Origin of the sequence: Salipiger sp. PrR002 (assembly GCF_010500775.1) — a bacterium.
GTDB lineage: Bacteria > Pseudomonadota > Alphaproteobacteria > Rhodobacterales > Rhodobacteraceae > Salipiger.
In genome coordinates this window covers 176932-196509 of sequence record NZ_JAAGOU010000006.1, presented here as the reverse complement: position 1 = coordinate 196509, position 19578 = coordinate 176932, and the positions used below count along the sequence as shown (strand labels likewise).

At 66.2% G+C, this 19578-nt stretch carries 19 protein-coding genes and 1 tRNA gene; 16 read left to right on the top strand and 4 right to left on the bottom strand.

Annotated elements, in window-relative coordinates; all coding sequences use genetic code 11:
* Positions 1–196 precede the first annotated feature (196 nt).
* The 9 genes from G0A00_RS08680 to G0A00_RS08640 all read left to right on the top strand — a co-directional run bounded on the left by G0A00_RS08680 (position 197) and on the right by G0A00_RS08640 (position 9237).
* Positions 197–538 carry a hypothetical protein gene (locus G0A00_RS08680; RefSeq protein WP_164179773.1) on the top strand — a complete coding sequence of 114 codons (342 nt, stop codon included), beginning with the start codon at positions 197–199 and terminating at the stop codon, positions 536–538.
* 105 nt (positions 539–643) lie between these two features.
* Positions 644–967 (top strand): sarcosine oxidase subunit delta, encoded by a 324-nt coding sequence (locus tag G0A00_RS08675; RefSeq protein ID WP_164179771.1) that lies wholly within the window; start codon positions 644–646, stop codon positions 965–967.
* 67 nt (positions 968–1034) lie between these two features.
* On the top strand, positions 1035–4073 hold the full coding sequence (locus tag G0A00_RS08670; RefSeq protein WP_164179770.1) for a sarcosine oxidase subunit alpha family protein: 3039 nt from the start codon (positions 1035–1037) through the stop codon (positions 4071–4073).
* The gene (locus tag G0A00_RS08665; protein WP_235952938.1) at positions 4066–4650 is read left to right on the top strand and encodes a sarcosine oxidase subunit gamma; all 585 of its coding nucleotides are present in this window, start codon (positions 4066–4068) and stop codon (positions 4648–4650) included. The genes G0A00_RS08670 and G0A00_RS08665 overlap by 8 nt, the downstream gene beginning before the upstream one ends.
* 74 nt (positions 4651–4724) lie before the next feature.
* A complete protein-coding gene (locus G0A00_RS08660; protein WP_164179768.1) occupies positions 4725–5288 on the top strand; it encodes a hypothetical protein in 564 nt (187 codons plus the stop codon).
* Between the two features lie 89 nt (positions 5289–5377).
* Positions 5378–5977, top strand: coding sequence for a superoxide dismutase (locus tag G0A00_RS08655; protein ID WP_066099648.1), 600 nt, complete (start codon positions 5378–5380; stop codon positions 5975–5977).
* Between the two features lie 534 nt (positions 5978–6511).
* Positions 6512–7258 carry a uroporphyrinogen-III C-methyltransferase gene (gene cobA, locus G0A00_RS08650; protein ID WP_164179766.1) on the top strand — a complete coding sequence of 249 codons (747 nt, stop codon included), beginning with the start codon at positions 6512–6514 and terminating at the stop codon, positions 7256–7258.
* An 81-nt stretch (positions 7259–7339) separates the two neighbouring features.
* Positions 7340–8107 (top strand): SDR family NAD(P)-dependent oxidoreductase, encoded by a 768-nt coding sequence (locus G0A00_RS08645; RefSeq protein WP_164179764.1) that lies wholly within the window; start codon positions 7340–7342, stop codon positions 8105–8107.
* Positions 8108–8217: 110 nt separating this feature from the next.
* On the top strand, positions 8218–9237 hold the full coding sequence (locus G0A00_RS08640; RefSeq protein ID WP_164179762.1) for an LLM class flavin-dependent oxidoreductase: 1020 nt from the start codon (positions 8218–8220) through the stop codon (positions 9235–9237).
* 81 nt (positions 9238–9318) lie between these two features.
* Here the strand turns inward: G0A00_RS08640 and G0A00_RS08635 are convergent, their stop codons facing one another.
* Both G0A00_RS08635 and G0A00_RS08630 read right to left on the bottom strand, forming a co-directional pair.
* Positions 9319–10410 carry a cache domain-containing protein gene (locus G0A00_RS08635; RefSeq protein ID WP_164179760.1) on the bottom strand — a complete coding sequence of 364 codons (1092 nt, stop codon included), beginning with the start codon at positions 10408–10410 and terminating at the stop codon, positions 9319–9321.
* A gap of 307 nt (positions 10411–10717) precedes the next feature.
* A tRNA-Ile gene (locus G0A00_RS08630) sits at positions 10718–10794 on the bottom strand.
* A gap of 140 nt (positions 10795–10934) precedes the next feature.
* On the opposite strand from G0A00_RS08630, the gene G0A00_RS08625 reads away from it, so the two are divergent.
* The 3 genes from G0A00_RS08625 (at position 10935) to G0A00_RS08615 (ending at position 13900) form a co-directional block, all read left to right on the top strand.
* On the top strand, positions 10935–11435 hold the full coding sequence (locus tag G0A00_RS08625; protein WP_164179758.1) for a DinB family protein: 501 nt from the start codon (positions 10935–10937) through the stop codon (positions 11433–11435).
* 312 nt (positions 11436–11747) lie between these two features.
* Positions 11748–12161 (top strand): universal stress protein, encoded by a 414-nt coding sequence (locus G0A00_RS08620; protein ID WP_164179756.1) that lies wholly within the window; start codon positions 11748–11750, stop codon positions 12159–12161.
* A gap of 77 nt (positions 12162–12238) precedes the next feature.
* Entirely contained in the window at positions 12239–13900 is a 1662-nt protein-coding gene (locus G0A00_RS08615) for a BCCT family transporter (RefSeq protein ID WP_066099663.1), read from the top strand.
* Positions 13901–13990: 90 nt separating this feature from the next.
* Here G0A00_RS08615 and G0A00_RS08610 read toward each other — a convergent pair whose 3' ends face one another.
* Together G0A00_RS08610 and G0A00_RS08605 are read right to left on the bottom strand one after the other, a co-directional pair.
* On the bottom strand, positions 13991–14488 hold the full coding sequence (locus tag G0A00_RS08610) for a GNAT family N-acetyltransferase (RefSeq protein WP_164179754.1): 498 nt from the start codon (positions 14486–14488) through the stop codon (positions 13991–13993).
* 20 nt (positions 14489–14508) lie between these two features.
* Entirely contained in the window at positions 14509–14766 is a 258-nt protein-coding gene (locus G0A00_RS08605) for a YjhX family toxin (RefSeq protein WP_066099669.1), read from the bottom strand.
* Positions 14767–15043: 277 nt separating this feature from the next.
* Here G0A00_RS08605 and G0A00_RS08600 point away from each other — a divergent pair, with 277 nt between their 5' ends.
* From G0A00_RS08600 to G0A00_RS08585, 4 genes are all read left to right on the top strand, one after another.
* Positions 15044–16243 carry an aminotransferase class V-fold PLP-dependent enzyme gene (locus G0A00_RS08600; protein ID WP_203595318.1) on the top strand — a complete coding sequence of 400 codons (1200 nt, stop codon included), beginning with the start codon at positions 15044–15046 and terminating at the stop codon, positions 16241–16243.
* A gap of 194 nt (positions 16244–16437) precedes the next feature.
* Positions 16438–17859 (top strand): deoxyribodipyrimidine photo-lyase, encoded by a 1422-nt coding sequence (locus G0A00_RS08595; protein WP_164179752.1) that lies wholly within the window; start codon positions 16438–16440, stop codon positions 17857–17859.
* A 123-nt stretch (positions 17860–17982) separates the two neighbouring features.
* Positions 17983–18423, top strand: coding sequence for a TrgA family protein (locus G0A00_RS08590; RefSeq protein WP_164179750.1), 441 nt, complete (start codon positions 17983–17985; stop codon positions 18421–18423).
* Between the two features lie 5 nt (positions 18424–18428).
* Positions 18429–19544: an NUDIX domain-containing protein gene (locus G0A00_RS08585; RefSeq protein WP_164179749.1), complete on the top strand. Its 1116-nt coding sequence runs from the start codon at positions 18429–18431 to the stop codon at positions 19542–19544.
* The last annotated feature ends 34 nt before the right edge of the window (positions 19545–19578 follow it).

Below are 19578 nucleotides of genomic sequence, written 5' to 3'. Positions count from 1 at the left end.
GTGGCCAATCATTGACCAAGCGCAACGCAGCGCTGAATTCCGCGTGTATTCAGCCTGTACGCCCGCAAATCAGGCGCGCGCAGGGGGGAGGTGCCCGCACGATGAGCGGAAAATGGATCATTGCCGCATTGCAGCGGAACAGAACCGCCCGGCTGCGCGTTGCGGCCACGCAACGCAGCACCCAAGGAGAGCGCCCATGGCAGGCCACGCCACGCCGCATGACACACCCGCGGCAGAGGCCCGCGCCGCAGATCGCGCAACAGGCCGCGCAACTGGCCGGGACGCGCCCCGCAAGAGCCGCTCATCGGCGCGCAGTGGCCTCGTGGCGCTGCTCTCCCTGCTTCTGGGCGTGGCGCTCGTGGTCATCGCGGTTGTCCTCTGGGCGCTCTTTGGGGCCGGGCCAGAGACGGGCGCTGGCGACCAAAGCAGCAGCGCCGCCAGTGCCGACAGCCAAAGCCTCGTCGAAGCGGTGGAAGCGGTCGAAGGCGAAAGCGGCACGCTTCAGGACATCGCCGAGCCGCCCGCCGCTGCGGACTGACGGCACCGCGCCTTCTCCGATCCACCAATTTCCCGCCCCCGCCGCTCTGGCGGGCTGGCGGTGCCGTGCCAGTTTCCTGTCTTCCCCAAGCAAAGGAGAGGTCGCATGCTGATCCTCACCTGTCCCTGCTGCGGCCTCGAGGCTGCAGAGATCGAACTCGCGCCCGGAGGCGAGGCGCATCTGCGGCGCGAGGGCCCCGGCAGTTCCGATGCCGACTTTGAGGCCTATCTCTTCAACCGCCACGCGGCGAAAGGCCCAGTGCTGGAACGCTGGCGCCACGCCTATGGCTGCGGCAAATGGTTCCTTGCGGCGCGCGACAGTGTGACGATGGAGGTCTACGGCACCTACAGCGCCCGCGCCCCCGAACCGCCCGAAGAAATCCTCGCGCGGATCCGTGCCCGCCACCCGGACTGGCAGGTGCCCGCATGAGCTTTCACCTTTCGGCAAATACTCCCGCCGGAGGCTCCGGCGCATTCCAGACAGCGAGGCACCGCACATGAGCACCCGTCTGGCCAAGGGCGGTCGTTTCATCGACCGCTCCAAGAGCATCCGCTTCACCTTCGACGGCACATCGATGAGTGCCTATCCCGGCGACACGCTGGCCTCGGCGCTTATCGCCAACGACCGGCTGCTGATGGGGCGCAGCTTCAAATATCACCGCCCGCGCGGGGTCATCGCTTCGGGGGCGGAAGAGCCGAACGCGCTGGTCGGGCTTGGCACCGGCCCGCGTTTCGAGCCGAACCAGCGCGCCACGACCACCGAGGTCTTTGACGGGCTCACCGCCGAAAGCCAGAACCGCTGGCCCAGCCTCGAGTATGACATCGGCGCGGTGAACGCGGCGCTCTCGCGCTTTCTGCCCGCGGGGTTCTACTACAAGACCTTCCTCTGGCCGCGCGCCTTCTGGAAGCATCTCTACGAGCCGGTCATCCGCCGCGCCGCCGGGCTCGGCAAGGCGCCGCATCCGGAAAGCCGCGACGCCGATGGGTACGAGCATTTCCATGTTCACACCGACGTGCTGGTGGTCGGCGGCGGCATCGCGGGGCTGCAGGCCGCCAAGACCGCCGCGCGGGCCGGGGCCGAGGTGCTGCTGATCGAACAATCGCCGCATTGGGGCGGGCGTGCGCCGGTCGATGGCGGGATGATCGACGGCATGACGCCCGAGGCGTGGGTCGAGGCGACTCTGGCCGAGCTTGATGCACTGCCGAACCTGCGCCGCGTCGCGCGCTGCATGGGCGCGGCGGTGCAGGATCATGGCTATGTGCTCGGCTACGAGCGGCTCACCGATCACGCGCCGGGCGCGGCGGGTCCGCGTCACCGGCTCTGGCGGATCCGCGCCAAGCGCATCATCACCGCCACCGGCGCGATCGAGCGGCCGCTGAGCTTTGCGGGCAATGACGTGCCGGGGGTGATGCTGGCTTCGGCGATGCGTGACTATGTGGTCAACTATGGCGTCACGCCCGGCGAGAAGGTGGTGATCGTCACCAACAATGACGACGCCTATCGCACCGCGCTGACGCTGGTGGACGCCGGTGTGATCGTCGAGCGGGTGCTCGACGCGCGGCCCATGGGCGGCGGCAAGTTGATGGAACTGGTGCGCGAGCGCGGCGTGCGCGTCGATCCCGGACGCGCGGTGGCAAAAGTCACGGGCGGGGCGCGGGTGGCGACGGTGCACAGCTGTCTTGCCGATGGCACCGGCAATGTGCTCGAGGATATTCCCTGCGATGCGCTTGCCATGTCGGGCGGCTGGTCTCCGGTGGTGCATCTCTGGTCGCATTGCGGCGGCAAGCTGCGATGGGACGAGGATGGCGCTTTCTTCAGACCCGATCCCGTGCGGGCCGCCAGCGGTGCCGATGGTACGGGAAACCTGATTGCGGCGGGCGCGGCTGATGGTGAAATGAGGCTCAATTATGTCCTGCAAGGCGCTGATAAGGCGGGTCTAAAAGCCGCTCTTGAAGTGGGGCGTGAAGAGGCGAAAGGTAGCGCTGCAACCGGCGAGGACCTTGGCGAGACCCCGCTTCTGGCCACATGGATCATGCCCAGCAAGGCGACGCCCGATCTGCGCATGAAGGCCTTCCTCGACTATCAGAACGACGTGAAAGTATCGGACCTGCAGCTTGCCGCCCGCGAGGGCTATGAGAGTGTCGAACACGCCAAGCGCTACACCACGCTCGGCATGGCGACAGATCAGGGTAAACTTAGCAATATCAATGGTCTTGCAGTGCTTTCTGATGCATTGGATGAGGCCATTCCTCAGGTCGGCACCACCACGTTCCGCCCGCCTTACACGCCAATCTCTTTTGGCGCGATCACCGGCGAGGCGCGGGACGAGTTGTTCCAGCCGCTGCGCCGCACGCCGATGGATGCGTGGCATGAGGCCAATGGCGCGACCTTCGAGCCGGTAGGCCAATGGCGGCGGCCCTATTGTTACAAGCGTCCGGGCGAGACCACCGAGATGGCGGTCAATCGCGAGATTCTTGCGACACGTCAAAGCCTTGGGCTGCTGGATGCATCCACGCTGGGCAAGATTGTCGTCAAAGGGCCGGATGCGGGCAAATTCCTCGACATGCTCTACACCAACATGATGAGCACGCTGCCGGTGGGCAAGTGCCGCTATGGGCTGATGTGCACCGAGAACGGCTTTTTGATGGATGACGGCGTTGTGGTCCGGCTGGCCGAGGACACTTGGCTCTGCCACACCACGACGGGCGGCGCCGACCACGTGCATGCCCATATGGAAGATTGGCTGCAATGTGAATGGTTTGACTGGCAAGTCTACACCGCCAATATAACCGAGGCCTACGCGCAGGTCGCCGTGGTCGGCCCGCAGGCGCGGCGCCTTCTCGAAAAGCTCGGCGGCATGGACCTCAGCAAAGAGGCGCTGCCTTTCATGAGCTTTGCCGAAGGCACGCTCGGCGGCTTCCCGGCGCGGGTGTTCCGCATCTCCTTTTCTGGGGAGCTGAGCTATGAGGTGGCGGTTCCGGCGAGCCTCGGGCGGGCATTCTGGGGGCGTTTGCTGGAGCTTGGCGCGGAATGGGACGTCACGCCCTATGGCACCGAGGCGCTGCATGTGATGCGCGCCGAGAAGGGCTTCATCATGATCGGCGACGAGACCGACGGAACGGTGATCCCGCAGGACCTGAACCTTGGCTGGGCGATCTCGAAGAAGAAAGAAGACTTCCTCGGCAAGCGCGCGCAGGAGCGGGTTCATATGGCCGATCAGACCCGCTGGAAACTGGTCGGGCTCGAGATGGACGACGGCGGTGTGCTGCCCACGGGCGCGCTCGCCATCGCGGCGGGCAAGAACGCCAACGGCCAGCGCAACACCGAGGGGCGGGTGACGTCCTCTTATTTCTCGCCGACGCTGGGCAAGGGGATCGCCATGGCGCTGGTGCGCGGCGGACCGCAGCGGATGGGCGAGGAGCTGACCTTCACCACCGATGACTATGATCCCGCAGACGAGGCCAAGACCACGCTGAAAGCGCGGATCGTCAGCCCGGTCTTTTACGATGCCGAGGGGGCAAGGAACGATGTCTGAGATCACCATGGAGCCGATGAGCCCGCTGATGGGCGCCGTGGCCGAAGGCGCGATCACCCTGCGCGAGATGGGGCCCTGCGGCATGGTTTCGCTGCGCGGCGCGTTCGATCATCCGGCCTTTGCCGGCCCGGTCGAGGCGCTGGCGGGCTGCGCGCTGCCGGGGCGCTGGCAGGTCTCGGGCACGGCGGAGCGCGGGCTGCTGTGGATGTCGCCCGATGAGCTGCTGTTGCTGCTGCCGCATGGCGAAGCCGCTGAAGCGGCGCGGCGGCTGCAGGCCGAGCTGGATGACGCCGGGGCGCATGCGCTGGTGCTCGACGTGTCGGACATGCGGGTGCGGCTGAGCCTGACCGGCGGCTGCCTGCGCGAGACGCTGGCGCGGCTCACGCCCAGCAATATGGCGCCCGCCGCGTTCCCGGTCGGGGCGCTGCGCCGCACCCGGCTTTCGCAGGCGGCTGCCGCGATCTGGCTGGTCTCGGACGAGGAGGCGCAGATCTTCGCCTTTCGCTCGGTGGCCGATTATGTCTTTCGGCTGCTGTCCGGCGCGGCGAAAAATGGCCCGGATTTCGAATATTTCTAGGGCGAAGCTCATTGCACCTTTGGCCCGGCACCCGTAGCGTCGGCAGACGTAGCGCAAGGGAGAAGGGCGATCGGATGAGGTTTCAAGCGCATGCCATCGCCCGCATCGCCCTGCGCCACCTTCGTGTGGCGGCGCAGATCGGCGCGCTTGCGGGGCCGGTTGCGCTGAGCGCTCAGACGCTTTGGGCGGGCGGAGCCCCCGCCGCACGGCAGGATCGCGCGTTGGCCGCACCGGCGGCGGACGAAATACCGTTGGTCGTGCCTGCGGGGGCGATCGGATATTTGTGCCGCATTCATGTGCCCTACAGTCAGCGCTGGATTCCGCCCGTGCTGTTCATCGCCCATGATCCCGAAACTGGCCGCGTGATCATCTCGGACCCAATCGCGCTGAGCTATAATTTCGGCCTGCCGGTGCTGGGCAAAGTGGCCAGCGACAGCACGCGCAGGATCAGCTTTACATGGGATTATCCGGTCGGATCGGGGGCGCAGCAGACGCGGCGAATGCTCTACCGCGCAGGGTTCGACAAGCGCAGTGGAGAGGTTGTCGTCACCGCGATCCCGGCGGGATTTGACCGGGTCTTTCAGGCCAGTGGCATCTGCGAAGGCGCACCGCTGAACGAGCTTGCCGCACAGCCCTGAGTGCAATGGTACACGGAACTTAGCTTGACCTCGCGTGTAGCAGGTCTAGGAATACACTCAAACTCACAGACAGGCGAAAGGAAACGCATATGTCCTTTGAACTTCCCGACCTTCCCTATGCCCACGACGCGCTGGCCTCCAAGGGTATGTCCAAGGAGACGCTGGAGTATCACCACGACATCCACCACAACACCTACGTCACCACGCTGAACAAGCTGATCGACGGCACCGAGTGGGCGGACAAGTCGCTGGAAGAGATCGTCAAGGGCACCTACGAGTCCGGCGCTGTCGCCCAGTCCGGCCTGTTCAACAACGCGTCGCAGCACTGGAACCACACCCAGTTCTGGGAAATGATGGGCCCGGGCGAGAACGCGCTTCCGGGTGAGCTGGAAAAGGCGATCACCGAGTCCTTCGGCACCTTCGACAAGTTCAAGGAAGACTTCTCGGCCGCTGGCGCAGGCCAGTTCGGCTCGGGCTGGGCGTGGCTGGTGAAAGACACCGACGGTGGCCTGAAGATCACCAAGACCGAGAACGGCGTGAACCCGCTGTGCTTCGGCCAGACCGCGCTGCTTGGCTGCGACGTGTGGGAGCACTCCTACTACATCGACTTCCGCAACAAGCGTCCGGCCTATCTGGCGAACTTCCTCGACAACCTCGTGAACTGGGAAAACGTGGCCTCGCGCCTCTGATTTCCTGACCACAGGTCGAGATTTGATGCCCCGTACCGCAAGGTGCGGGGCGTTTTCTTTGTGGTGCTGGGGGAGCCGCGAGTCGTCTTACAGGCGGAACAGAGGTCAGAGGCCGACCGCGGGCTGCCGCTTGCGGCGCTTGAGGGGCAGCGCTTTATCGTGCCGCACCGCTGAACGGCCGAGCGCGCGGTAATGTCATAGAAGCGGCCGCCCGGGGGGCGGTCTGCCGCTGGCCGGCGGCGCTGCGCGCCTTGCTCCGGCTGGGAAGGTGCCCGGACGGGCCGGAGGCCGCCGGGTGAGCGCTGGCCCGTGGGGTGGCGCCGCAAGCTGCGGCTAGGGCGCTTTATGTAGGCCAAACCCGGATGACCGTGTCGCCTTGTGGAACCTACCAAAGCGCCAGCCCGCCGGGACGGGCCGGCGCTCGCCCGGCGGCTTCGCCTTGATTCCGGGCACGTTGGCGCAGCACCCAGCTTGCACCGCTCCCTTCCGCGGCGTAGCAGAGGGCGCACCGCTCATTCCGCTCACGGAGGCCCCATGTCCGGCTTTGTCAGTTTCGTTTCTTCCGGTCCCGGAGACCCCGATCTGCTGACCGTGCGGGCGCTGAAATGCCTGCAGGCCGCCGATGCCGTGCTCTATGACGATCTCGCCTCCGGTCCGATCATCGATCTGTGCGGCGCGGACACCGAAATGGTCGCCGTGGGCAAGCGCGCGGGCTGCCCCTCGCCAAAGCAGGAATACGTCAGCGCGCTGCTGGTCGAACATGCGCTGTCGGGCCAGCATGTGGTGCGGCTGAAATCGGGCGACGCGGGCATTTTCGGACGGCTCGAGGAAGAGATCGCCGCAGTGACCGAGGCGGGCATTCCCTTCGAGGTGGTGCCGGGCGTGACCTCGGCCTCGGCGGCGGCGGCGGCGGCGTCCATGCCGCTCACCCGGCGGCTTACCGCGCGGCGGCTGCAGTTTGTCACCGGCCATGACGTCACCGGCGCGCTGCCCGAGGAAATGAACCTCGCCGCGCTCGCCGATCCCGAGGCAGTCACCTGCGTCTACATGGGGCGGCGGACCTTCTCGAAGCTGGCAGAACGGCTGATCGCGGCAGGGCTGCCGCCCGAGACGCCGACGCTGATGGCCGAGAACGTCAGCAAGGCCGGGCAGCGCATGGTCGCCTCGACCGTGGCAGAACTGGGCGAGACGCTGAAGGAAGCGCCGAGCCGCGCCGTGGTGATGATCCTTTATGGCGCGCTTGGCAGCCCGGTGATCGAAGCGGCCACGCGCGAGGGCTGACGCAACGTCCCTCCGCCCGCGCGCTGGACGCGGGCCCTTGGCTGCGGTCATCTCGCGCCCGAGGAGAAACTGGAGGATTTCATGCAGATCGACGAAAATGTCGTGGCTGTGGTGTCGGGCGGCGCTTCGGGGCTTGGCGCGGCGACGGCGGTGCGGCTCGCGGGGCTTGGCGCCAAAGTGGTGCTGCTGGACAAGGATGGCGAGCGCGGGCCGGTGACGGCGGGCGACATCGGCGGCAGCTTTATCGAGACCGATGTGACCGACCCCGAGAGCGTCGCCGCCGCGCTGTCGCAGGTCGCCGCGGCGCATGGCGCGCTGCATGTGGCGGTCAGCTGCGCCGGGATCGCGCCGGGGGCCAAGACCGTCTCGCGCGGCGCGGCGCATGATCCGGCGCTCTTTGCCAAAACCATCGCCATCAACCTCACCGGCACGTTCAACGTCGCCTCGCAGGCGGCGGCGCTGATGGCGCAGAACGCGCCGCTGGATAAGGACGGCAACCGAGGCGTCATTGTCAACACCGCTTCTGTCGCCGCCTATGAGGGGCAGGTCGGGCAGGTGGCCTATGCCGCTTCCAAGGGCGGCGTGGTCGGCATGACGCTGCCCATGGCGCGCGATCTGGCCCCGACCGGTATTCGCGTCTGCGCCATCGCGCCGGGGCTCTTCCTGACGCCGATGATGCAGGGGCTGCCGCAGGAGGTGCAGGACAGCCTTGGCCAGCAGGTGCCGTTCCCGGCGCGGCTTGGCGATCCGGCGGAATATGCCGCGCTGGTGCAGCATATCGTCGAGAACCCGATGCTGAACGGCGAGGTGATCCGCCTCGACGGTGCGATCCGCATGGCGGCGCGCTGAGGCGGTTTGTGCGGGTGCACAGGTTCGGGCGCGCTGTGTGCGCCTGTGCAGGGTGACGGTGCGGGCGTGTGGCACCTATATCGTGGGTCGACACGATAAAGAGGCTCTCCATGACCCGCATTCCCTACAGCCTGCTCGACCTTTCGCCGGTGCCCGAAGGCGGCACGACGGCGCAGGCACTGCAGAACACGCTCGAGCTGGCAAAGCACGCCGAGGCCTGGGGCTACGCGCGCTATTGGCTGGCCGAGCATCACAATATGCCCGGCATCGCCTCGGCGGCGACCTCGCTGGTGATCGGACAGGTGGCTGCGGCGACCAAGACCATTCGCGTCGGCGCGGGCGGCATCATGCTGCCCAACCATGCGCCGCTGGTCATCGCCGAACAGTTCGGCACGCTGGAGACGCTGTTTCCCGGGCGTATCGACCTTGGTCTCGGGCGCGCGCCGGGCTCGGATCAGACCACCGCCATGGCGCTGCGCCGGAATATGGCGCAGAGCGCCGATCGCTTCCCCGAAGATGTGGTCGAACTGCTTGGCCTGTTCCAACCCGCCGAGCCGCATCAGCCGGTGCGCGCGGTGCCCGGCGAGGGCACGCATGTGCCGGTGTGGATCCTCGGCTCGTCGCTCTTTGGCGCGCAGCTGGCGGCGCATCTCGGGCTGCCTTACGCCTTTGCCTCGCATTTCGCGCCCGACGCGCTGGAGCAGGCGATCGACGTCTACCGCAGCCGGTTCCAGCCGGGGGTGACGCAGGAGCCGCATTTCATGCTGGCGGCCAACGTCTGGGCGGCGGACACCACCGAGGAGGCGCTGCGGCTGAAAAGCTCGCAGCAGCAGGCCTTCATCAACCTGCGCACCGGACGCCCCGGCAAGCTGCCGCGCCCGCTCGACGATATCGAGGCGGCGACCGATCCGCGCTACCTTGCGGCGGCCAATTCGGCGCTGCGGATCTCTGCGGTTGGCGATCGTGCGGCGGTCGCGGAGCAGCTTGAGGCGCTGATCGCGCGGTACCAGCCCGATGAGATGATCCTGACCGGGATGATCCACGATCCCGCGGCGCGGCTGAAGAGCTTTGAAATCGCCGCGGACGTGCTCGGGCAGGGTGCAGCGCCCAAGGCGGCGGCCTCCGCCTGAGCCAGCCCTTTCCGGAATCCGCAAAGGAAAAGGCCCGCAGCATTCCCGCTGCGGGCCTTTTTTTATGGTGCGGGTCAACCTTTAGCGGGTCGTGGCCCGCAGTGATTGGATTTGCGTCTGGAGCCGCGCCAGCACCGCCGACAGAAGCATGCTCTCGCGGGTGGTCTGCTCTTCGCGAGGATAGACGACCTGACCATCGGCGAGCGCGGTGGCGGTCTGGATCAGGCGCTGGAACGGGCGCGTGAGGTGGCGGAACAGCAGCGCGGCGCAGAGCAGGGTGCCAAGGGCGACCGCCGCGATCAGAATGTTCACGCCGCGCATGAAGTCGGGCAGGGCCTCGGCAAAGCTGTCCTCATGCACATCGACGATCAGCGTCCAGCCAAAGCCCGGCATCGACGCGTTGGTGAAGCTGGGCAGCACGGCGTAAAGATGGCCCGCGTCGGTGCGCTGCAGGGCGGTGCGGTCGGCGTCGGGACGGCCTGCGAGGATCATGCCTTCGACGCGCGGCGGCAGTTCTTCGGTATGGTCGTCGCCGCGGGTGTCGACGATGGTCTGCCCCTTGCGGTCGCGGATGAGCGCGCCGACGGCGAGGTTGCTGGCCGCATCGGCCATATAGTCAGCGACCCAAGAGATGCGCAGACGGTAGACGACCACGGCCTTGGTGTCGCCGTTCTCATCGGTGACCGGCATCGACAGGTTGATGAAACGCTCGCCGCTTTCGTCGCCTTGCTTTTTGGTCCATGCGGTGCCCACGGTCTCGCCGCTGAAGCCGGACTGGAACCAATTCCATTGATCCACCGCATCACCGACACGCTCGCCGCGAGAGCCTGCGATGATCATTCCTTCGGGCGAGGCGAAGCCGACCCAGGCGACCTGACCACCGGCTTGAATGACGGCGTCGGCGAAGTCCTGCATTTCCTCGGTGGAGGCGTCGGCGGTCCGGGCGGCGACGGCGCGCAGCGAGTCCCATTCCCGTTCGATCGCCTTGTTGAAGGTCTGCGAGAGAGCCTGCGCGCTGCGCAGCCCCAGTTCGCGCTGCAGACGCACCTCGTAATCCTCTGCCTGCCAGCGGATGCCAAAGATGGCAGCGGCAGTGGCCGCGATCACGACGAAAGACATGACACCCACAAAAGAGGTGGCGAGTTTCGGGTGGCGATCAAGACGGTCTGGCATGAGGTTTACCCCTTATCACTTATAGTTTCTTGCGACCTTGCCCTCAGGCTCTTGGTGCCCGGAGTGGGCATCTGCTCAGTGGTTAATGAATCATTTAGGTTAACTAAGCGGAGAAACTTTGATCTAACTGTGGCGCAAATTGGTCAAATCACATGCTGGTGGCATGGATTGTCGACCCGGCGCTTGGAAAGCGGAGGGCCGCAGCAAGCCGTTTGGCCATGAAGGGCAGGGGCCGGACGTCAGAGCAAGGCTCGGGGGAGGGTTCAAGGGAATGTTCAAGGGGAGAGATCGCCGAATATGGCGGTTTTGGTAGGCCCGGCAGGACTTGAACCCGCAACCAAGGCGTTATGAGCGCCCTGCTCTAACCAATTGAGCTACAGGCCCACCGTCCCGCCTCACTAGCATCCCCGCAGGTCCGGTCAAGTGGGGTTCTGCCGATCCGGACGCGCATAAGTTGCGGCTGTGACCTTGGTGGTCTTAACTTCCGCCCGGATGCGGCGCTTCAGCCCAGCAGGAGAGAGCGGATGGACCAAGCGGATGTGCAGCGCCTTGCGCGCTATAACGACTGGCAGAACCGGTTGATGCAGGCGGAGCTTGCCTTGCTGCCGCCGCAGGATCTGACGGCGCAGAGGGGCGCGTTCTTTGGCTCCATTCTGGCCACCGCCAACCACCTTCTCTGGGCCGATCGCATGTGGCTCAGTCGTCTTTCGGACATCGCGCGGCCCGAGGGAGGCATTGCCGACAGCGTGGCGCTGACCGATGGGTTGGCTGAATGGTCTTCAGAGCGGCAGAAATTGGATGCGCATATGCTGGGCTGGGCGGACGGCCTCGGCAGCGCGGATCTGGCGGGCGATTTGCGCTGGTGGTCGGGGGCGAGCGGGCGCGAGCAGCAACAACCGAAAGCGCTGTGCATCGCGCATATGTTCAACCACCAGACGCATCACCGTGGGCAGATCCATGCGATGGTCACCGCCGCGGGCGGCGCGGGCTGGGTCAGCGATCTGTTTCTGATGCCTTCGGAGTGATCCCGCCTCAGGGCGGAGCGAGAGGGGCGGGAAAAGCCGCCGCGCTGACGCTAGGGCAGGCTAAGCTTGGTCCGCAGCTAAAATAAATGTAACCTTTACCTCACGTCTCCGTGCGCTAGCTGATGGCGCGCCGGGGGTCCGCCGGGCCGCTCCGGCCCCGCGCCAACGGCAATTGCCCAAGGCTGGCGCGGGCATAGGCCGCCGCGGCGGGTGACAGAGGGGCAGGCGGGATCAGAGGCTCAGCGCCCCTGTCACGCCTTGCTGAAACAGGCACGCAGGCCCTCACAGGGGCCGTGAAAGACGGAGGGACCCATGTTCAAACGCATCATGGTGCCGGTCGATTTGACCCATGCGGATCGGCTGCAGAAGGCTCTGGACGTGGCGGGGGATCTGGCCGCGCATTACGGAGCCAAGCTGATCTATGTCGGGGTCAGCGCGTCGACCCCCTCGTCGATCGCGCACACACCGGAAGAATATGGCGAAAAACTCGCCGTTTTCGCCAAGGCCAAGGCTCTCGCGGCCGGGGTCGAGGCGGAGTCGTTTCCGGTGATCACCCATGATCCGGCGGTGGACCTTGATCCGGCGCTGGTGAAGGCGGTCCTCGACACCGATGCCGACCTCGTGGTGATGGCCAGCCATATCCCCGGCATCGCCGACCACTTCTGGCCGTCCAACGGCGGCACGGTGGCATCCCGCGCAAAAGTCTCGGTCATGGTGGTGCGCTGAGCCACCTCTCAGGCTCATGACACAGGCACACCGCCAAGAACCACACAACAAGACAACACAATAAGGAGGGTCCACACGTGAGCGACAACAACTCCACGGAAGACACCGAGGATCTGGGTATCCCCGCGCCGGAAGGCGCGTCGGACATCATCCAGACCGACTATGAAATCGGTCAGGACAATATCGAAACCACAATCGGCCCGTTCGGCCTCGACATCCACAACCCGGTGTTCCTCATCTCGGGTGCGGTGGTCGTGGCCTTCGTGTTCTACACGCTCGCGCTGCCGGAACAGGCGGGCGCGGTGTTCAGCTGGCTGTTCTCTTTTGCCACGAAGACCTTCGATTGGTTCTTCCTTGGCGCGGCGAACATCTTTGTCATCTTCTGCCTCGTGCTCATCGTCTCGCCGATGGGCAAGGTGCGTCTCGGCGGGGCCGAAGCGACGCCCGATTACGGCTACGCGGGTTGGTTCGCGATGCTTTTCGCCGCCGGCATGGGCATTGGCCTCATGTTCTTCGGCGTGCTCGAGCCGGTCTACCACATGGCGGTCAGCTCGCCGCTCGGCGTGCCGTCGCCCTTTGACGCAGATGGCAACCTGATCCCCGAGAACGTCGAGGCGGCCAAGACCATGGGCCTTGCGGCGACGATCTTTCACTGGGGTCTGCACCCTTGGGCGATCTACGCGGTGATGGCGCTGGCGCTGGCGCTGTTTTCCTACAACAAGGGCCTGCCGCTGACCGTGCGCTCGGCCTTCTACCCGCTGCTGGGCGAACGTGTCTGGGGCTGGTGGGGCCATATCATCGACATCCTTGCGGTCTTTGCCACGCTCTTCGGCCTCGCCACCTCGCTGGGCTTTGGCGCGCAGCAGGTGAACGCGGGCCTCAACCATGTGTTCGGCGTTCCGATCGGCTCGACGATGCAAGTGCTGATCATCTCGGGGATCACCGCGATCGCGCTGGTCTCGGTGGTCCGCGGCCTCGACGGCGGGGTGAAGGTCCTGTCCGAGATCAACATGGGCCTTGCGGCGCTGCTGCTGGTCTTCGTGCTGGCGGTCGGCCCGACGATGATGATCTTCTCGGATTTCTTCAGCGGGCTCGGCGCCTATCTGGTGGACCTCGTGCCGCTGTCGAACCCGGTTGGCCGTGAAGACACCGACTTCGTGCAGGGCTGGACCTCGTTCTACTGGGCGTGGTGGATCAGCTGGTCGCCGTTCGTGGGCATGTTCATCGCCCGCGTCAGCCGTGGCCGCACCGTGCGTGAGTTCGTGATCTGCGTGCTGATCATCCCGAGCCTCGTCTGCGTGCTGTGGATGGCGGTGTTTGGCGGCGTGGCGATTGACCAAGTGCTGAGCGATCCGGCCAACAGCATGGTGAAAGCCAATGTGATCGACAGCTACAACCCGCCGCTCTCGCTCTTTGCGATGCTGGAGGGGCTGCCGATGTCGTCGATCACCTCGGTGATCGCGGTGGTGCTGGTGATCGTGTTCTTCGTCACCTCGTCTGACTCCGGCTCGCTGGTGATCGACACGATCACCGCAGGCGGCAAGGTCGACGCACCGGTTCCGCAGCGTGTGTTCTGGGCGGTCTTCGAGGGCGCGGTGGCGATCGTGCTGCTGCTTTCGGCGGGCGGCCTGTCGTCGCTGCAGTCGATGGTCATCTCGACCGGTCTGCCGTTCACCATCGTGCTGCTGATCATGTGTCTTGCGATCTGGCGCGGCCTGCGCGCCGAGCCGCGCGGCTGACCTGACGGGTCTGACCTCTGGAAAGAAAAGCGCGGGCCCCTCGGGGCCCGCGTTTGGTTTTCGCGCTGCGATGTCTGAAACGCCGTGGGCTCAGTATTCGAGGCCAAAGGCCACGTGAAACCGCAGCGCGCCCTCGGGCATGGCCTCGTGGAACGGCAGGGCAAGGATCGCTTCGGGCGGGATGCCCGTCAGCGCGATCCCCGGTGCCGCACGAAAGCCGAAGCGGGTGTAAAAGGCCGGATCGCCCACCAGCACGATGCCATGCGCGCCAGAGGCCCGCAGTTGCTCCACCGCCGCATGCATGAGCGCCGCGCCAATGCCGGTGCCCTGCCGCTCGGGCAGCACCGAGATCGGCCCCAGCCCTTGCCAGCCCCAATGCCCGTCCACCTGCACCGGCGAGACGGCCACATGGCCCAGAAGGGTGCCGCCCTCATCGGCGACCAGCGAGAGGGTCAGCGCGCTTGCGGCGCGCAGCCCTTCGACGATCTGCGCCTCGGTGCCATCCGCATGCGGGGCGGTGGCAAAGGCGTGGGTGGTGAGGGCCGAGATCGCCTCGGCCTCTTCCGGTCGTTCCGGTCTGATCTGCATGTCTGCCTCCCTGAACGTGCCTAAACTCGGTTGTCGGGGCGGGCTGCGACCAGCCGCCGCCCGCGCTCGGAGATACGATACGCGCCGCCGCCCTTCGAAGCGACCAGGCGTTTGCGTCGAAGTCGCTGGAAAATCTCCAGCGAGCAGGACGACAGGATCATCCCGTCGGTGGTGATGCAGGTGATGTCGGTGATGCGGCTGCCGCAACGTTCGTGCGAGATGCGGCCACCCTGTGCCAGCACGTGCAGCACACGGTTTTCGTGTTTCGAGATATTCATGATGTTTGCCTGAATGAAAAACGCGATAACTCAGGTCCCCGAAGGGACCCGGTTCTGCGGGGTTTTCAGCGGCTCCGGCGCCATTGCGCGGGAGCCTATTCAGACAAGCTCGAGCATCCACTCTCCATTGCGGCCGCCACGATCGGCGGTGCTGAGACGAAGATAAGCGCGCAGGGGCCGCGCCGCAAGCACCTGTGCCGCCGCGTCACCACCTTGACCCTGCCGCGCGGCGCGGCTTTGGTGCGGGAGAATTTGCGCAAATTGCAAGGAGCGCCTGATGCTTGACGTCGATTTCACCCGTGCCCAGTTCCCCGCCTTTGCCGAGCCCTCGCTGCGGGATCTCGCCTTCTTCGAGAACGCGGGCGGGTCTTACACCTGCGGTGCGGTGATCGACCGGCTGACGCGCTTTTACCGCCAGCGCAAGATGCAGCCCTATGGCCCCTATGCGCCCGCCGAGGCCGGGGGCGCCGAGATGGATGAGGCGCGCAGCCGTATGGCGGCGCTTCTGGGCGTGGAGACCGAGGAATTGAGCTTTGGCCCCTCGACCAGCGCCAACACATTCGTGCTGGCCAACGCCTTTCGCCGGTACCTCAAGCCCGGTGAGGCGATCATCGTCACCGATCAGGACCATGAGGCAAACTCCGGCCCGTGGCGGCGGCTGGCGGAAGAGGGGATCGAGGTGCGCGAGTGGCGGATGGATCCCGAGACCGGCCATCTCGACCCGGCGGCGCTGGCCGATCTGCTCGACGAGAAGGTACGGCTGGTGTGCTTCCCGCATTGCTCGAACGTGGTGGGCGAGATCAACCCGGTGGGTGAGATCTGCGCGATGATCCACGCCGCCGGGGCCTATGCCTGCGTCGATGGGGTGAGCTATGCGCCGCATGGTTTTCCCGATGTGGGCGCGCTGGGGGCGGATATTTACCTTTTCTCCGCCTATAAGACCTATGGGCCGCATCAGGGTCTTATGGTGATCCGCCGCGCGCTTGGCGAGGCGCTGCCGAACCAAGGGCATTTCTTCAACGCGGGCACCCTCTACAAGCGTTTCACGCCCGCCGGGCCGGACCATGCGCAGATCGCCGCCTGCGCCGGGATGGCCGATTACATCGACGCGCAGGCCGCCCATCACGGCACCGATGCGCGCGGCGTGGCGGACATGATGCGCTCGCAGGAAGTGGCGCTGACCGCGCCTTTGCTCGACTATCTCTCGGGCCGCAATTCCGTGCGCCTGCTGGGGCCGTCGGACGCCGAGCGCCGCGCGCCCACCGTGGCGCTGGAACACGCGCGTCCCGCCGCCGAACTGAACGAGGCGCTGGCGGCGCGCGGCATCATGGCAGGGGGCGGCGATTTCTACGCGGTGCGGGCGCTGCAGGCGCAGGGTGTGGACCCCGAGAAGGGCGTGCTGCGGCTGTCGTTCACCCATTACACCTCGGAGGCGGAGATCGCGAAGCTGATCGCGGCGCTGGATGAGGTTCTTTGAGGGGCCGGTGATCCGCGGGGTGGCGGACTGCGTATTTAAGGAACAATGAAAGGTGGGGGCGGGCCTCTGCCGAGCGCCGCGCCCTGTTGGGGCGCGGTGCATGAGTATTTTTGGAAAGATGAAAGGGCTTGTGCCGTCTGTGCTTGACCGCCTGCGCTTGCGGGCCAGCTTGCGGCACGAGCAGGAGGTGAGCGATGAGTGAGCAGTCCCCGACATTGGTGTGGATCCGGCGCGATCTGCGGCTGTCCGACCACGCGGCGCTTTGTGCCGCCGTGGAGCGCGGCGGGCCGGTGATCCCGGTGTTCGTGCGGGACAGCACGGTCGAGGCGCTTGGCGCGGCGCCGAAATGGCGGCTGGAGCAGGGGCTGGCGGTATACATGAGCGCGCTGGAGGAGAAAGGCTCAAGGCTGATCCTGCGCGCGGGGCCTGCGCGCGAGGTGATCCCGGCGCTGGTGCGCGAGACCGGGGCGGGCGCGGTCTATTGGCAGCGCGCCTATGACCCGGCCTCGGTAGAGCGCGACGCCGACATCAAATCGGCGCTGAAGGAAGACGGGATCGACGCGCGCAGCTTTGCCGGGCATGTGATGTTCGAGCCATGGACCGTGGAGACCAAGCAGGGCGGGTATTACAAGGTCTACAGCCCGTTCTGGCGGGCAGTAAAAGAGCGCGAGGTGCCCGCGCCCTTGCCGGAACCTTCGCATCTGCCTGCGCCAGCGGACTGGCCGGAGAGCGAGGCGCTGAAGGACTGGCAGCTCGGCGCGGCGATGAACCGGGGCGCCGAGGTGCTCGCCAAACATGTGAAGCCCGGAGAGGCGGCGGCGCAGGCCCGGCTCGGGGCGTTCATCCGCGATGGGGTCGGGGAGTATGGCGAGATGCGCGACCGGCTCGATGTCGACGGCACCTCGCGCATGTCGGAATATCTCAGCCTTGGCGAGATCAGCCCGGCGCGCTGCTGGCACGCGGGGCTGCGGGCGCAGGCGGACGGCAAAGCGGGCGCGGGAAAATTTCTCGCCGAACTGGCGTGGCGCGAGTTTGCCTATCATCTGATGTGGCACACGCCGCATATGCTCGAGGACAACTGGCGCGAGGAATGGAAGGCCTTTCCCTGGAAGGAAGACCGCCGTCTGAAAGAAGTGCGGGCGTGGGAGCAGGCGCGCACCGGCATGGAGGTCGTCGACGCGGCGCTGCGCGAGATGTATGTCACGGGCTATATGCACAACCGCGCGCGGATGATCGTCGCGAGCTACCTGACGAAACACATGATGGTGCATTGGCGCATCGGCATGGCGTGGTTCGACGATTGCCTCGTGGATTGGGATCCGGCCTCGAACGCCATGGGCTGGCAATGGGTGGCGGGCTGCGGTCCCGATGCGGCGCCCTATTTCCGCGTCTTCAACCCCGAGACCCAAGCCGAGAAATTCGACCCCAAAGGCGCCTACCGCCGCCGCTGGATCGCCGAGGGCCAGAGCCAGCCGCCGCAGGACGCATTGGATTACTTCGAGGCGGTGCCGCGCAGCTGGGACCTGTCGCCCAAGGACGGCTATCCAAAGCCGGTGGTGAGCGCCGCTGAGGGGCGGCAGGCGGCGCTGACCGCCTATGAAGAGCGCGATTTCTGATACCGGCGCGCGCGGCGCAACGGCAACGGCCCCCACGGAAGTTCCCTGCCTATCTTGCATCCATCGGGAGAGCGGGGTTAGCTGGCGTGGTATTTTTACTTACGCGTTTCCGGGGGGCTCTTCATGACCACTGCGTCGCGCCTTGTTGGCGCCCTATGCCTTGCGGCACTGGCCTATTTCGCGTCGGGCTATCTGATCCAGATACTCGATCAGAAACAGGACTTCGGAAATTTTCGCTGGGTGAATGTGGCGCTTGGGCTGGTGCTTGGGTGGAAGCTTCTGGGGTCGCGCGGCGCCCGCGGCTATGCCAATGGCATCTCGGCCGGGCTGACCTCGGCGGCGGCGCTGGTGGCCTGCGGACTGCTCTTGCAGGCGGGCTATGAGATGCTGCGCCTGTCGATGCGGCATCGTTACGACGGCGCGATGGAGGCTTTTGCCGCCGTATTTCAACTTACTCTGGACTTCGGCGCGCTTCTGCTCGATGGCGGGTTCATCCTGCTCATGCTCGCGGGGGCAATCGTTGCGGGCATGATCACGGAGTTTGCCGCACGCAACTGGAGATAAGCGCGATGACGATGTTCCTGACCGGCACGCTGGCCCATCCGCCGCTGCTGGAGATCGTTCTTGGCCGGGCTCCGGTGCTGGTGCCCGCGGTGCTGCCCGATCACGCAGTGCTGGCGCCTGCGGGCGGCGCTGACACGCTGACCCGCCTGCGCATGGCGCAGGGCGAGAGCGCGGCGGGCGTTCTGGTGACGGACGGCGGGGCGCAGGATCTGGAGCGGCTGTGCTATTTCACCGGCTGGTCGGAGGGCGATTTTGTGCCGGTCGACGTGCCGCAGGTGCAGGAATCCGTTCGGGCGCCTGTGTCGCCGGAAGGCGCTGAGGGCCAGCGGCGCTTTGACGCCGAGACTTGGGCGCGTGCGCAGGGGGACTTGGCGTGCGAGATCGCGCGGGAGATCATGCGGGGCTTTGGCCAGCGGCCCGCCGCCATGGTCCGGGCGATCCGTCCCTATCTTGCCGCGCGCGCATGGTCGCGGGCGCTCGCGGACCGCGAGACCCCCTGTGTGCTGCGCTCTGACCGGACGCGCGAGCATGCGGTGCGCATTGTCTCGGACAGTTCTGCGCATGATGGGTTCTTCCGGATGCGGCAGTTTTCCCTGCAGCACGAGCGCTTTGACGGCGCGATGTCGGATGTGATCCAGCGCGAGGGCTTTGTGGCTTATGACGCCGCGCTGGTGCTGCCCTATGACCCCGAGCGCGATCTGGTGCTGCTGATCGAACAGATGCGCTATGGCCCGATCCTGCGCGAGGATCGCCATCCTTGGATTCTCGAGCCGGTGGCGGGGCTCGTCGATGCGGGCGAAAGCCCCGAGGATTGTGCCCGGCGCGAGGCGGTCGAGGAGGCGGGGCTGCATCTGGGGTCGCTGGAGCCGATGGTGCGGGTCTATGCCTCGCCGGGCTATACCAGCGAGTTCTTTCATTGCTTCCTCGGGCTGTGCGATCTGGGCGAGCACGGCGGCGGTCTGGGCGGTCTCGACAGCGAGAACGAAGACATCCGCAGCCATGTGCTGCCCTTTGACGACGCCATGGCGCTGGTGGAAAGCGGCGAGGTGAACGCCGGGCCGCTGGCGATGATGCTGCTGTGGCTGGCACGTCAGCGTGAAAGGCTCCGCGCGGCGGCTTGAGTTCACCCCCCTCACGCCCTACACCTGTGCTCCA